This is a genomic window from Prevotella sp. MGM2, assembly GCF_002933955.1.
Classification (GTDB): domain Bacteria; phylum Bacteroidota; class Bacteroidia; order Bacteroidales; family Bacteroidaceae; genus Alloprevotella.
Genome location: NZ_BEWW01000195.1, coordinates 1 through 14,277, shown reverse-complemented (window position 1 = coordinate 14,277; position 14,277 = coordinate 1). Strand labels below are relative to the sequence as shown.

The 14,277-nt window shown below is 40.9% G+C and carries 10 protein-coding genes; 2 read left to right on the top strand and 8 right to left on the bottom strand.

The genetic code is table 11. The features are described from left to right. Positions 1 to 2 precede the first annotated feature (2 nt). The 8 genes from pglZ to C5S62_RS04695 all read right to left on the bottom strand — a co-directional run bounded on the left by pglZ (position 3) and on the right by C5S62_RS04695 (position 11,102). The gene (gene pglZ, locus C5S62_RS04730; RefSeq protein ID WP_190311551.1) at positions 3 to 2,366 is read right to left on the bottom strand and encodes a BREX-4 system phosphatase PglZ; all 2,364 of its coding nucleotides are present in this window, start codon (positions 2,364 to 2,366) and stop codon (positions 3 to 5) included. Positions 2,367 to 2,452: 86 nt separating this feature from the next. Next, a complete protein-coding gene (locus tag C5S62_RS04725) occupies positions 2,453 to 5,299 on the bottom strand; it encodes a hypothetical protein (RefSeq protein ID WP_104404275.1) in 2,847 nt (948 codons plus the stop codon). Between the two features lie 16 nt (positions 5,300 to 5,315). Further along, complete coding sequence (locus C5S62_RS04720; protein ID WP_104404274.1) at positions 5,316 to 5,822, bottom strand: hypothetical protein; 507 nt, start codon at positions 5,820 to 5,822, stop codon at positions 5,316 to 5,318. 17 nt (positions 5,823 to 5,839) lie between these two features. Continuing rightward, positions 5,840 to 8,371: a phosphoadenosine phosphosulfate reductase family protein gene (locus C5S62_RS04715; protein WP_104404273.1), complete on the bottom strand. Its 2,532-nt coding sequence runs from the start codon at positions 8,369 to 8,371 to the stop codon at positions 5,840 to 5,842. 6 nt (positions 8,372 to 8,377) lie between these two features. Next, positions 8,378 to 8,596 (bottom strand): helix-turn-helix transcriptional regulator, encoded by a 219-nt coding sequence (locus C5S62_RS04710; protein ID WP_172486187.1) that lies wholly within the window; start codon positions 8,594 to 8,596, stop codon positions 8,378 to 8,380. 71 nt (positions 8,597 to 8,667) lie between these two features. Beyond that, complete coding sequence (locus C5S62_RS04705; protein WP_104404272.1) at positions 8,668 to 9,267, bottom strand: hypothetical protein; 600 nt, start codon at positions 9,265 to 9,267, stop codon at positions 8,668 to 8,670. A gap of 21 nt (positions 9,268 to 9,288) precedes the next feature. Continuing rightward, on the bottom strand, positions 9,289 to 10,662 hold the full coding sequence (locus tag C5S62_RS04700; RefSeq protein WP_104404271.1) for an ATP-binding protein: 1,374 nt from the start codon (positions 10,660 to 10,662) through the stop codon (positions 9,289 to 9,291). Positions 10,663 to 10,781: 119 nt separating this feature from the next. After that, positions 10,782 to 11,102 carry a helix-turn-helix domain-containing protein gene (locus C5S62_RS04695; protein WP_104404270.1) on the bottom strand — a complete coding sequence of 107 codons (321 nt, stop codon included), beginning with the start codon at positions 11,100 to 11,102 and terminating at the stop codon, positions 10,782 to 10,784. A 1,108-nt stretch (positions 11,103 to 12,210) separates the two neighbouring features. Between C5S62_RS04695 and C5S62_RS04690 the strand changes: the two genes are divergently transcribed. Together C5S62_RS04690 and C5S62_RS04685 are read left to right on the top strand one after the other, a co-directional pair. After that, positions 12,211 to 13,122: a helix-turn-helix domain-containing protein gene (locus C5S62_RS04690; RefSeq protein WP_104404269.1), complete on the top strand. Its 912-nt coding sequence runs from the start codon at positions 12,211 to 12,213 to the stop codon at positions 13,120 to 13,122. Positions 13,123 to 13,206: 84 nt separating this feature from the next. Beyond that, complete coding sequence (locus C5S62_RS04685; protein WP_104404268.1) at positions 13,207 to 14,214, top strand: site-specific integrase; 1,008 nt, start codon at positions 13,207 to 13,209, stop codon at positions 14,212 to 14,214. Positions 14,215 to 14,277 lie beyond the last annotated feature (63 nt).

Sequence of the window (14,277 nt, the reverse complement as noted above, 5' to 3'; positions counted from 1 at the left end):
AATTAAAAGTCATCTAAATCAAGGCCTGAGCCAAAGCCCATTCCAAAGAATTCAATTTCCAATTGTGTTGGTTTACCTCTGAAAGGAATAACCGTAATTTGATATTTGCCCTCGGTTGCATTAGGGAAGAAACCTTCCCATTGCATACCATGACGGGTTAGAGCTATCTCTTGACCATTGAATATAGCCTTGGCCGACTGAGGCTCAGGAATAATCTTGAATGCGACTTTCTTGTCAGAGATAGGCACTTTAACCTCAATAGGTCCGACCGAATACTTAAGAGGTTTCGAGGCATCATCGTTGGAAATGACAATGAATGGGACGAGTACTTCTTCAGGTGTGGCACCGCCATGTACCTCGTGAGTAGGTTTGGCGCCAAGTGACTGGTGTCTGAGTGCTACTTTATATTTTTTATGATCGCGTTCGTTTTCGTGAACCACGAAATCAATGTCACTGTTTATCGTACAATCATCTGCAAGGGGCACATATCGACCTTCATGCTTCGTATTGGAGTCAAACTTTAGAGAATCACACTTGCGAGACATGGCACTAAGTCCATGATCCGATACAATAGCGATAGTGTGTTTACCCACTTTATTTTCGTCAAGAATTTTGTGGATAACTGCTTTAACAGTTTCCAACTCTGCAACTAGGGTCGTATATTTTTGATAGTGGCCTTCGTGTGCCAGTTCGTCAAGCGCATTGAGTTTAAAGATGAGATGGTTGCCAACATCAAATGAGTTAAGATGCGTGTTCGATGGAATGGTTGTGCGAGCGATTTGCGAAAGTATGGCTTCATAATTGCTCTGTGAGTTTTCAAGCAGGTAGTGAATGAATGGAATAAATTCTGCGCCGAGGCCGTCCACCCAATAGATTTTGTCTATGGGGTAAACTTGACTATTCTGAATTTCATTCAGCAAATCGTGACTATTCTGGAACGAGTAGTACCAATTATAAAAAGATTCAGCACTCGCGTTGCGTTCCTCTACAATTTCCTTGAGTTCTTCGGTGTAATTATCAACTATCTTCGCCCTACGGAATCGTTCTAAATAATCAGCTGCCCACGAGGCTGTAACTTTGGTCGCAACAGATTCATACGCAGTAAGGTACCCGGCAAGGTCAGGATAAAAATCTTTAAGGTGTGAAAGACCGAAATCTTTCTCTGCCATAAGAACATACCAGCCGAGGAACAAGATTTTCTCAAAGTCAAAGACGGAAGTACAAAGTCGTTTTGCTTGAGAAAGGTTATCGTCCTTTTGAGCTATTTCAATGATATGATTCTTGACCCATAACTGATGTTCCTCAGGAACAAGTGTGCGGAACAATTCGCACTGAGACTGCATAATAGATTTGCGGCTGTCGAAGTTTTGAAGACGTTCCGCATTAGTCATATAGAATATCCGCTCGGTAAGATTGACAAACAATGTGTTGGCAATCTTAAAGTCGTCGATCTCATAAAGGACATCGCGCATATAACCCGACAGTTCATCCCCTTTGTAAGCAAGTGCGTAAGCTTTAAGAAGCCAACGCTCATAAGCCAGTGTTTCATCTTTTGCCCAAAGCAAAAGAATATCATTTGCAGTTATAGTTTTTCGATTGAATAGGTCTTCAACATAACTCGGAAAGTCGAACAGCTGAGCGGTGTTCTTGCCGATGTTTTGAAGCATTGCGTCCCAATATTCCAATTCGTATTCCTTATATTCTATGGGTAATGATATTTCAAGGAAGTCGGTTATAAACTTATGCGAGTTATCTACAGACTGGAATGTGAATATAGAGTCCGGCTTGGCATTCGGCCAGCGGTTTAGAATTGGTGATGCACCACACAAGATTTTATCTTTAGGTGCCTGTTTCTTCCAGAAACTAAGCCAATCACGCATGGTAGGCAGTGAGCAAATATTAAGCTTGTCAGGAATAGTGTAGTTTTTGAATTTTGAGACGTATACCATTACCTTATCGTCCTTAGGCGTATAATATTGCCAAATGGGGGCGCTCTCTTCAATGCGTCCAAAGGATTTGAGGAAATCTGTAAACCGGTTATGCAGCCCGATGATGGGAATATAAATTCGCTTTTGAGGATGTGCAATATCTTCAGATAAGATAATATCATTAAAGAAGCCCTTGAACTCGTCCTCTTTGAAAAATCGAGCAAGTTCAGAAAAGGGTGTTACGATGCTAGAAACCTTCAAGTTCCGTACAGCATCGCTCAGAGTGTCGATGTCAATGGTTTTGTCCGGGCCAAACGCAAGCTTTTCAAGATCGAACTTTTCCACACCAAGTTCCAAAACAAGAAACTTGGTTAGTTCTCGGAAAACATCAAAGTTATTCAAGATAATGAAGCGTACACAATATCGTTGCGCTAGCACATCATGTGACTTTACGTCAACGCTAATGGCCTCCTTAAGGTCATCAAGCGAGTGAAATACTATTACTTTGTCGGTTGCATCCATTTTTATAGTCGATTGAAAAAATCTGCGGTTTCAGGATACTGTTCGAGAAGATTAAGTATGGCCATTTGCCACATGGTGTTTGGCATATTTGTGGTCTTGATTTTCTCTTTAGCCTGCTTAACGATGTCCGTCTTAGAGGTCTTATTTTCATTGTTAGAGTCTCCATCATTACCACTGTTGTTGCCGTCTTCACCATTGTCGCTGTCCCCATCGCCTTCTCCATTCTGTCCGCCGCTACCAGAGGTTTTACGGATATAGAATTGGTAAATGGCTTTTTCAACATCGGACTCCTTTCGGAATGCGATTTCGCTGGGAAGTTGCGAGAGCTTTTCAAGCATCTCGTTCCACCATGCTTTCTCGATTTTGATACCTTCTATACTGTCAACGAAGTTTACGAATCCTTTTTCGTAATTATCAACATTGGTGATAAGTATAAGAAGCTCCACATGATTGTTTTTGATGTCGCGATAAATCGCTTTAATTTTCTCGACAGGAGGAGCCTCCTGAGCAAAAATTGCAATAAGAGATTGTATCGCATTCTTCAAATCTTCCGACAAACTGGGAATATGGACAAGAGTCCATAGAGGTTGTTTTGCATATAGCTTGCAGAATTCCTGAATGTACCATTTAGCATTGTCGAGACTCTTGACATCATCTGGTTTGACCTTAATTGTATGGCCGAGATCGAATGTATCATAAAGCAATTTGGTAAGGTCACTTTCCTCCTTCGAGCCAAAACGGAGAAGCATTTTGGAGTTTGAGTCAGACTTACCGTCTTTCCACATCTTGAATAAGTCGGTCACCATGGTGCAGAGTGCCTCGTCAGAGATGGGCTGGGATATAGTTGTTTGGAACAACTCAGACTTATATTTGCGGAGAGCGTATGCTATAGCTGCACAATTCAGCATGGAAGTAAACATGCCATAGGGTGGCTTTATGAACGAAGCGAACACTACAGGTAAACTGAATTTATCAGCGTATTCTTTACGTGCTTTTTCCATGCATTCTTCCACATGATGGCATATTTCTACCAGCCACGAATGCCCGTTAAGAGCATTTTCAGAAAGCACTCCATCAGATTTAACAAGAGTATTTCCGCTTTCCTCAAAGAGATATTTTAGCGGCGAAGCACTACTGCCGTGCGATATTAGCTGATCACGGTTTTGCGCCTGCAGTATTTGTTGGATAACTTTCGGACAGTTACCGTCTTTGTAGAATGTCATGGGAGGCACTATGCCCTTTGGGAAACGCATTGTCTCAAATCCCATGTTATAAATCTTAGCACAGAGCTTATTGTTAAGAAGGTCTGGAAGTTGATCAATAGTGCCTTCACGATAAGACTCACTATTGAAATATACATTATAGGTGTTGTGCCGAAGTTGTGTAATCCACTTAGAAACAAAAGCATGAGCCGCTTTCTCAAATTCCTTAGCCTCAGATTCATTGAAATGACTACGAGCAACTTTAGATGTGGCCACGGCATCAATGAATTTGTTATAAGCCTGTATAGAGAATGTTTCTTCAGCCAGTACAATAACCAGATTTTCAAATTCCTTTGAGAAATTGTTGAGCAGTGTCGATTTTATTTCACGGTTTTCTTCATCAAGAGCGAGGAAGAACGCAACGTGCATATAGTTGGGCTTGTCAGATGTGAACTTATTCAGCCTACTGCGAAGGAGTTGCTCGCTATCCTCGCATGAGAAGAACTGGACGGCAGTTTCTCGCTTAACAGAAACGCCTATTTGGAACAACCCACCGAGGTCTTCTTTACTGACAGTGTCATAATCAAGAACAGAAATAGACGTCTTATAGGCCGACTGTTCGTCCTGCCGACGTTTGTTCATCTCATTCTGATTGTAGGAAGTGCCGCGGATTTTGAACTCGCCAAAGATGTCGCGGACTACAATTTTGTTCTCGTCGAGATAGTTCAAGATGTCGATAACTTTACAGTGAGCACGATCACCAGCAAACATACAACGGAGTACGTTGTCGTTTGGGGTCATCAGCTCGATTGACTTCTTGAACTTGGGTGATAGTGCGTTGAGCAGCAAAATCGCTTTAAAGACTCGCAAATGGTCTTCACCTTGAGCACGCACTTTGTCTTCAAACGAGTTGAACAGCCCAGTGAACGTTACGCTAGCGGGGTCTGCATCAAATGTGGGATAAAAGAAATCCCACAGAGTGTCAGCTGTCATTAGCATATCCACATCATAACAATTTTCGTTATTGAGGAATGCCTCGAAGCCAGAGTCGCCATCGTGCATGAACTTAATGACGCTTCGATTTGAAGAACCTATGAAATTTGATACTTCCGAGCAAAGGAAAGCTGTATAAGGATGCATTGGGAGGAGCTCCTTGATATGGCCTACCTGTTCGGCATTGCCATGTGTCAGGAAGTCAAGCACTTCTCCGATTTTTGGGAGTACAATATTTTTAAACGCCTTAAACTGCTCATTCGATTCGATATCTGGAATAGTAAAGCTGTGACGCATAATCAAATATGTACTCAGGCTATCCATCTTATAATCAATTTCATCGAACCGATCACTCATCTTCGTGATATCCTTCGCCTTGTTGTCGGTGCTTTGCGCCTCTACACGGTGCGAGATAAGGAACAGAAATACGTTGTGATGCTGTGATTTCTCAGCGATATTTTGGAGAAGGTTGATTCGGTCGCTTTTCAATGTATCCATCACAGATGTGAATTCATCCCAGAAGATTATGAGTCCGTTAGCAATACTGCGCTTCTCTATTTCCTGTTCAACTTCAGCAAGCCATTCTGCAATCGCTGTTTGCTCAAAAACTGATCCAATGGTTTCACGGATGGCATTTTCAATGGTAATATACATTCCGGGATTGTAGTTCTTAAGAAATGCGACGATGCCCCTCAATCCAGTTTATGGCGGCTGTGAAATCTGAATTAACAACAAAGTCTGGCACAACTGCCTTGACAGCCTTCGACACCTCGCGCTGCAACGACAGCGTGAAGCGTGGAATGTCATATGCCTGTTGAACGCCCTTAAGTGTTACGGCGAAGTAACGTTTGTTTTGGCGAAGGTTCCTTACTTGGGATTTTAGCGCCGGATCATTGATGTTTTCTATATATGTTTTAATTGAATCAAAGTCATCACAAAGCAGGTGCTTGACTACTGCACTTGCGTGACTTTTACCGGTACCGAAAGTACCGCGTACCCAGATGCTTCTTCTTTTACTGATTTCGCTGCTGGTAATTGCGGTGAGCGAGCGTTGGAGCATCTCATTGAACTGAGCAGTTGGGATGAATGATTGCCACGAAGAAGCTCCTTCTTCCAGTATGTCGTATACCGGAAGGAAGTTCTGCAAGTGGATGAAGTCTGAATATTTTGTTGCCATAGTAACCTAAAAGTCGATTATTTCAACATGAATTTGATGATGTCTTCCGAAGTGAGATCTTCGCGGATAATGATATTGTCGAGTCCCATTTTCAACTCCGCACGAAGCACCTGATTCTGTTCCTGTTCAAGCGAGCGCAGGATTGCCTCAAAATCTTCACGCTCGATACCGAACTGACGGACAATGCCTTCCGTTTGAGCCGGATTATAAAATTCAGAAACAGTCAACGAGTAACATCCTTTTTTCTCGGCATAGCGATAGAGGGAATATGCAACGGTCGCTAAGGCGAGATCATTGTTTGTGATGCGGCGTACTGATGTTTTATTTCCTGCTTTTATAACATTGCCCACGCCAAGGACTGCGCCAAGAGGACTTTCTTTGAAAGTGTTAAGAAGTGATTTAAGAGCGTTGTCTCTGGTACTATCAGGTATAAATGAGAAGGAATTGGCCATCAGTGCCGAAAGAACTTCTCTGGAGTAGTCATGCTCATAATCCACTTTAGAACTGTACCATGAACAAAGTTCATTGTCATTACATAAGTTGACCCATACAATTTGCCAAAAAAAACTAGGATCCTGATGGTAAGCACCAGAAATGGCTACAGAGAGATAAGTAGGGGTTTTGTCTTTAGCAGATATGAGACCTGCACTCATCATCCAATTAGAGAAAATCGGGAGTTGCTTCTTCTCATTCAGAATTTCTTTCGCTTCCTTGTTTAGGAAAGTGTCCGGGCTTTTATAGTAGGCCTGAACCCATCCATTTCTAAAGCCAAAAGTATTGAATTTTTTGATGGAGTATATATTCATGTCGTTATTTGATTTAGCTATGTTACTTGTTTGCTTTATTGAGTTAGCCGCTACGCATCCATTGTCTTTAAATGTTAGACATTTATGACAATGAATACATTTAGATGCATCAACGGAAACGCACGGGACTACAGATAGTGCCCCAGATGGACATTCTACTTCGCATACTTCACAATGGACACAATAAGCAGTCTTGTTTAGGACTCTTTTTAAAAGACTCACAAACACAATATCTTGTCCACAGTTTTTTACTAATATTTGGAGTTTGTTATCTATAAGCTCTACAGAGAATGCATATACCTTATCTCTAAATTTAAGGGATATCTCATATAGGCTTTTTGAAATTTCTTTAATTGAAGATTTCCCAAGAATCTTTATCCATTGGAAGAAGTCTTCCTTAGAGTTTGTTATAATCGCAAATAAATCATTATCTGTTATTTGATATTCTATGTCAGTTGAAGATGTATGCCGATTACCTCCTGCACGTACCTTCCATTTACGCTCTTTGAGATAAGTATCAATGCCTTTAATACCTGTTTTTTTAGCATTTTCTCTTAGTTTTTCAATAAATGGTTTAGCCGTTTGTGGAAAGAATTTGTGATCAAGACAATCACCCAGTTCAGAACTCAGAGGACATATAACACACCCAACTCTATTAAGTCCTTTCCGGTATGCTTTATTGATTGGAAGATTATGGGTAAGAATATAAAGCCAAACTTCAGTAACAGACCAATCGAAAATCGGCCTAACATTCACTACATTACTATGTTTAACACCTTTACCAATTCTCGCATATGTTGCTCGAGCAGAACTTTCTTCAGCTCGAACTCCTTCGAAGGCAATAACATTAGGCTGTCTACCTTTACCACTTATTTCCTTTAGTAAGCGATAAAGAGGAGCTGTTTTCATTACCGCACAACACCAGCGGTGAATTTTGCTTGGTGTATCAAGCTCATCCCAATAATAAAGAACTGGTTGATGATTTTTTGCGGTAAGGAACTGCAACGATGGATATACGGCTTGGTATTTATCTCGTATCTCATCATACAAGCTTAACGATGTTGGGAGTTCATAACCTGTGTCTGAATAGATAACATAGTATCTATCCGGCGGTATAACCCTTGAAACAAGGTCTAAAACAACTTGTGAGTCTTTACCTCCGGAAAAGGAAACAATAACAGACTCTATTTTGCTATTATAGATTTTTCTTTTACCCTGCTTCTCTACCTGATCTTCAGGCATAATATCGAAAGATCCGCAGTCTTCTAGAACAACAGCATGCCTCTGATGACTCTTTTCGTTAAGCTTAATAGTTAGCTGCTCATATTCAATATTAGGGTTGGATTTCTTTTTTGTGACATGAGAGTCGAAGACCTGATCAATAAATTCCATTGCCTCATGTTCGATCAAGAATAGACTATCTTCATTAACTTCAGATAGCAGTGTCAGGTTCGTTGGTTCCAACGCAATATTTGCAACAATGGAATTCACCTTAGGTGAATCAAATAAATTCCCCCCTATCGTTTCTAGTACAAATTCACCTTTGTAGAAATAGCGACGATCACAAGCCCATAAAAGTGGTTCTTCACAATGAGGATACTTCCAGCCTATTTCGTTAAGCCCAAGAAAGTCAAGCTCTTCCCAAAATACGGGACGTGGACAAACATTTAGAGCCTCGCCAGACGGTGGTGCCATCGTCAGACGAACTCCATTATTTTCTTTATCCCATATAACCTTAAACATACGTAATTACTTAGTTGGACATAATAATTCTCTCACATCCACATCAAGGATGTGAGCTATTTCTTGAAGCTGTGTAACTGACGGCTGAATTTTATTATTACACCATCGCGATATTGTGGTTGCATTTTTACCAACAGCGACACTAAGCTGTTTAGCTGAAATTTGTTTTTCTGCCAATACCGCTTTTATTCGGTTTACCGGAATAGGTCTATCTTCAATTTTCATTTTATTACAACTTCTTGTAAAAAACTGCAAAGATAGCGAAAATCTCGAGAAGTACACAGTGGTTATTGCTTTTATTCATCATCTTCATTGAGACAAGTCCAGTCTTTAACAGCATATTCCTTTTCAAACTCCGCCAAGTCTTCCTTGATGCGTTCACGGAAGCTCTCTTCGCTATCATCGCCACTCACCATCCAATCTACGCGAGTTGCATATATTTCTGCTATGCGCATTTGCCGATATGCCTCTTTCATTGCATTTATCGTCTCATCTGACAGTTCCAACACATCAGCATCATCCGGATAACGGTCATAACAACAATGATAGATTGAGTATAATACTGGAATTTGTTCACCATCAGGAGTACCAAACATATTACGCGTTGTTGACTGGAACATTATGTCATCTGCGATAAAAAGGTCGGTATATTTTTGTTCTGCCTTGAAGATAGTTTTATCTCTCAGAAGAAAAGATTCTGCATCTTCATAACTTGTAAACTTCATATAACTATTATAGTTATGGAATGAGCTAAAGCTATCTTTCTCATAAATTACCCAATAATCCATATGCTCCTTCTCTGGCTTTGGTTGTAATGCTCTCGCAATATCATGCTCAATAGTATCTGCAATTTCACGCATTGCATATGTGCTTCTATCAAAATATCCTCCACTCATAGTTGTTTAATTTAATCAACTCTATTTCATCAACTCAACAACATCTTCCGGCAACATTGCATTCCCAGCATCATCTTTCGGAGCGTTCTTAAAGAACAGCACCGGAACAATAATATAATTCTTGGCAAACGGCAGCAGATTAGCCTTGCGGAGAAGTTCGGCTGTTAACTGTTTCCCATTCTCTTGAGTTGTCCATTTGCATTCGCCAACCAGCAGATACTTTTTATCAAGCGATTCAGCCATTACATCGAACTCGACCAGTTCCGGCTTCTTATCCTCATTGAGCACAGAACCCCACCAGCGTTTTGCCTTGCCATAAACCACTCCATTGACAAGATTTCCTGTTACGGCATTCCGACACAGTTTTTCCCATTGCATACTCACATACTCAGAGAAATGAGCAGTTAAAGCCTGTTCTATGGGTAAGCGACGACCAAGTTCAATGAACGAACGGTTAGGAACAACAAACTGATAGTAGAATGCCATAAATGGATCGGCTATCTTATAGAGGCTCTTTTTCGCATTCTTTTCATCAATACCGAACGGAACATCTTTTTCCAAGAATCCGAGATCGATAAGTTTCTTCAACGGACGCGACAGATTGGTTGCCGGCTCATTGCATCGTGCAGCAATCTCGGAAAGCCGGTTTGCACCAGTCCCAATATAAGACATGATCGTTGAAGTCTTGACAATATCCTTGACATCATCCTGAAACAGTTTTATAGGCTCTTCATAAAGAGTTCCATTTACAGAAAGTATATTGCGCCACAGGGCATCATCAAGCGAACTTCTGTTTTCCCTCAGTTCCCAATAACGCGGCACACCGCCCCATACGGCATACTCTTCAATGGCATTCATCGCATTAAGATGCAAAGCCTCTTGAATATACGGCAAACGTATCGGTGCAAGCCTCATTATTTCATCAGCACGCCCATATAGAGGTGCAGTAGAATCAAGGAACAACCCATACATCATATTTTGTGATGAACCGCAAAGTACAAGGTTATACTTCAACTGCTTCTCATCAACAAGTTTCTGCAATACAGACGGCAGCTCTGGCGATTGCTCTACAAGATACGGAAATTCATCCAAGCATAGAGCAAAACGTTTGCCTGTCCGATAATTGACCGCGCGAAATATAGATTCCCAATCTGGATATGTCAATTTTTCGAAATCCGGAAACACTTGTGCAAGCACTTTTGCAAGCAATATCCTTTGGTGTTGGCCTTCAGAACGATCGGCAAGGAAATAAACATCCGTGTCCGACAACACCCTTTTGATAAGCGTTGACTTACCCAACCGTCTGCGACCGTACATCACGACTAACGAGGACTTCTCTCTTGCAAGAGCATCCTTTAATCGTGCAGCTTCATCTATTCTATCAACGAATTTCATACATCTTATTTATTATGCAATGCAAACATAATGTTTTTACAACATAACACAAAATTTTGAGCCATATTTTTTTATTTCCAAAGAGCAAATTGCAACTTATGTATAGGAGAACATGTGCTCTATTCCTTTTTTGAAGCTCTTTTCCTTGTTTTCAAACTCAAATCTTGCAAAGCTTTTCCCAACTCGTCTTCTTTGGCCAGCCACAGAATATCATCGTCAAGCTGTAAAGCATACAACACACGCAAGTAGATTCCGATGGCTACGGTCGGCGCACCTTTCTCTATTCGGGACACGGTTAATGGAGAGCAAGTGGCACGTTCAGCCACCTGAGCCACACTCAGGTTCCTGCGCAAGCGAGCCAGTTTAATCTGCTCTCCCACAACCGACATCTTCTGCTCCAATTTTCGAGGAAGTTTGGTTCCCATTGTATTCTTTGTCATAATCAACTCATCATATAATATACAAAGATATTAGATTTTATCTATTTAATGATGTATTAAAAGGAAAAATCACAAAACTAGAAGAGATGGCTAAAACAAGTATAATATGATGGTACTACACTTTTCCAAGCGAATAGATCTTATTCGCAACACTTTTTCCAACGAATCACAACCATTACACAGCACTTTTCCAAGCGAATCCAATGTCTTTGCAGCAGATTCCGACAAGCATTTTTGGAAAAGTGTGAAAGACAAGGTGATTTTACTTTGGAAAATGTAAATGCTATCATATTGTTTGTAAGCGCTAATACACCCATATAACAAACAATATATTATTCGTTACATAAACACAAATCTCAAGATTAGATTGGCTATTCAAAATGAAAATCAACTTTACTTTATCTCCGTATTCATATATACGAGCATTAAAGTAAAACTAACAAAGGGAGGAAAAGAAATGGCTTCGCCAAAACCAAGCCGAACCATAACTGCCAACTTTCTCTTTTGGCTGCAAAAGACACAGAAATCCTGCTCACAAAACAGATATGATTCGAGCCCTTGTCAAGACACAAAAGCCAACCAGAAAATCTGTGAATCCATCTCTGATTTTGCAACTCGAATCGGAGAAATAATCACCGATATGCCTTATCTTTGCGAACTGGAGGTTTCGGAACAAAAGAGAGCCATTTTCCTCTTTTTCCCTTCGTTTGAAGACAAATTAAGGTTAAAAACGTTAAATCTTCGATTTTCGGCGAAAAAACAAGTAAATTTTTGAGCCTTCTATCTTTTAAGCCATAAAATATTGATAGTCAAATGGCATAATATGCTGCATCGGTAAGTAAGTGATAATTACCAACGATTAGCATATATCATCAACGATTATTAAGGCGTTCATTTTGAGCACCTTTCTTTTTAGCCTTATAAGCGATGGTTATCGTTTATAGGGCTTTTTCAGCTCATTTTTGTACCGCATTTGTTGCTCGCTTGTTACTCTCCGATTTTAGGTCGGAAAGGTCGTGGAGAAAGTTGACTGTGGTTGACTATGATTTACGATAGTTGAACAAAATGGAGAAATAACCAGAGAAATAAACCTCTAAAAGTAACGAATATGGCAACAAGTAAAATGAAAATCAAGAAGGTATGTGAATGGTGTGGCACAACATTCTATGCCCAAAAACTAACAACACGTTTCTGTTCTCATCGGTGTAGCAACCTTGCATACAAGGAAGCTGTTCGGCAAAAGAGAATACAAGAAGTAGAAACCAAAGTCCAAACGGTCATCAGAGAACAACCCATATCTGATTTTAAGGACAAAGAATATCTGTCATTCAAAGAGGCTGCAACTTTATTAGGGCTGAGCAAACAAGCCATCTATAAAATGGTATATGCTGGAAAGCTGCAAGCATTCCGCATAAGTAGCAGGTTATCTTTTATCCGTAAAGGAGATATTGACCGAATGTTAGAAGCTCGTCCCTATGAACAGCGACAGCCTAAAGACACCATTCCCATCACCGACTTCTACACCACTGCCGAAGTGAAAGAGAAATACCATGTAAACGAGTCATGGATATTTGTGGTAGCCAAGAAGAACAACATCCCCCGAACTTTCAATCGTGGCAGGACCTACTGGAGCAAGAAGCACATGGATGCTTACTTTGCCAAGAAAGCCCCGAATCCCGACATTACAGAGTGGTATAGCACCCAAGAAATGCAAGATAAATTCGGGATGACCTTATCCGCTATCTACACTTTCGTTTCCAAGAACGCCATCCCAAAGAAGAAAGAGGGTATCATGGTGTACTACTCCAAAAAGCACGTGGATATAGCAAAAGGTATAGCTGCACCCGAAGAACCGCAATATTATACGGTAGCCGAAGCGATGGAGAAGTTCAACCTAACCCGTGACCAACTCTATCATTACGCAAAATATCATAATATCTCAAAGGTCAAGAAAGGCAAATACACGCTTATCTCCAAGCCAGAACTGGATAAGTTGCTTGCAGCACCGAAGATTGAATAAGTTATTTATCGGTGAATGTACCCACTATCGAATCACCGTATTCCTTTGCACCAAACAAATGTAAAACTCTAAATATTAAACAGTATGACACACACGTGTACAAAAGTAACAGTTCGTCAGAGAGCGATTCGGAATAATCGCATCTCCTTGTATCTGGATTATTATCCGGCAGTTCGTAACCCCGAAACGATGCAGATGAGCCGCAGGGAATATCTCGGTATTTACATCTATGCCCATCCGAAGAACGAAATGGAACGGGAGTTCAACAACGATATGTTGAACAAAGCAGAAGCAATCCGTTGCATCCGGGTACAATCACTCATCAATGAAGAATTTGGTTTCTTGGATAAGACCAAACAGAAAGCCGATTTCCTCGCCTATTTCAAGAAGATGTGTCGGAACAAAGACCAGAAATGGCAATTCGTCTATCAGCATTTCTACAACTTCGTCAAGGGACAATGTACCTTTGGCGATGTAAATGTAGACTTATGCAAAAAATTCCGTGAATACTTGCTGAATGCCAAGCAACTCAAACATAGCAACCGACCCATGTCCCTCAATTCGGCATCCGGCTACTACTCTACTTTCAGAGGATTGTTGAAGATTGCCTATCGGGACAAATGGTTTCGGGAGAACATCAACGATTACCTTGATAAGATTGAGCCACAAGATGTAAAGAAAGAGTATCTGACATTGGACGAAGTGAAACAACTTGCCGCCACTCCTTGCGACATCCCAGTTTTGAAATCAGCTTCTTTATTCGCTTGTATAACAGGCTTACGCATCAGTGATATTCTAAACCTGCAATGGGAAGACTTCACTATCGCTCCCGACCAAGGCTATTGCTTGCGTATCAGAACACAGAAAACCCAAACGGAAGCGACCCTTCCCATAAGTTACGAAGCCTACGAGCTATGTGGTACACCCGGCACTGGCAAGGTATTCAAAGACTTGAAACGAAGTATGATTAATTATCCGCTGAAAAGCTGGCTCAAAAAGGCAGGAATAACGAAACCGATAACCTTCCACGGATTTCGTCACTCATATGCCGTCATCCAAATATCCTTAGGTACAGATGGAAAAGGCGCGTGAGTTTGCCTCCCTCGGGCACGCGGGACTGACCCCTTCGGGCATAATAAAAATGACCCCTGTCGA

What these genes read in the sequence shown, in the direction of transcription:
- C5S62_RS04720 (WP_104404274.1), bottom strand. Translation starts at nt 5,822, where the DNA reads ATGGCAACAAAATATTCAGACTTCATCCACTTGCAGAACTTCCTTCCG.
- C5S62_RS04690 (WP_104404269.1), top strand. Translation starts at nt 12,211, where the DNA reads ATGGCAACAAGTAAAATGAAAATCAAGAAGGTATGTGAATGGTGTGGC.
- C5S62_RS04715 (WP_104404273.1), bottom strand. Translation starts at nt 8,371, where the DNA reads ATGTTTAAGGTTATATGGGATAAAGAAAATAATGGAGTTCGTCTGACG.
- C5S62_RS04725 (WP_104404275.1), bottom strand. Translation starts at nt 5,299, where the DNA reads ATGTATATTACCATTGAAAATGCCATCCGTGAAACCATTGGATCAGTT.
- C5S62_RS04705 (WP_104404272.1), bottom strand. Translation starts at nt 9,267, where the DNA reads ATGAGTGGAGGATATTTTGATAGAAGCACATATGCAATGCGTGAAATT.
- C5S62_RS04700 (WP_104404271.1), bottom strand. Translation starts at nt 10,662, where the DNA reads ATGAAATTCGTTGATAGAATAGATGAAGCTGCACGATTAAAGGATGCT.
- C5S62_RS04685 (WP_104404268.1), top strand. Translation starts at nt 13,207, where the DNA reads ATGACACACACGTGTACAAAAGTAACAGTTCGTCAGAGAGCGATTCGG.
- C5S62_RS04710 (WP_172486187.1), bottom strand. Translation starts at nt 8,596, where the DNA reads ATGAAAATTGAAGATAGACCTATTCCGGTAAACCGAATAAAAGCGGTA.
- C5S62_RS04695 (WP_104404270.1), bottom strand. Translation starts at nt 11,102, where the DNA reads ATGACAAAGAATACAATGGGAACCAAACTTCCTCGAAAATTGGAGCAG.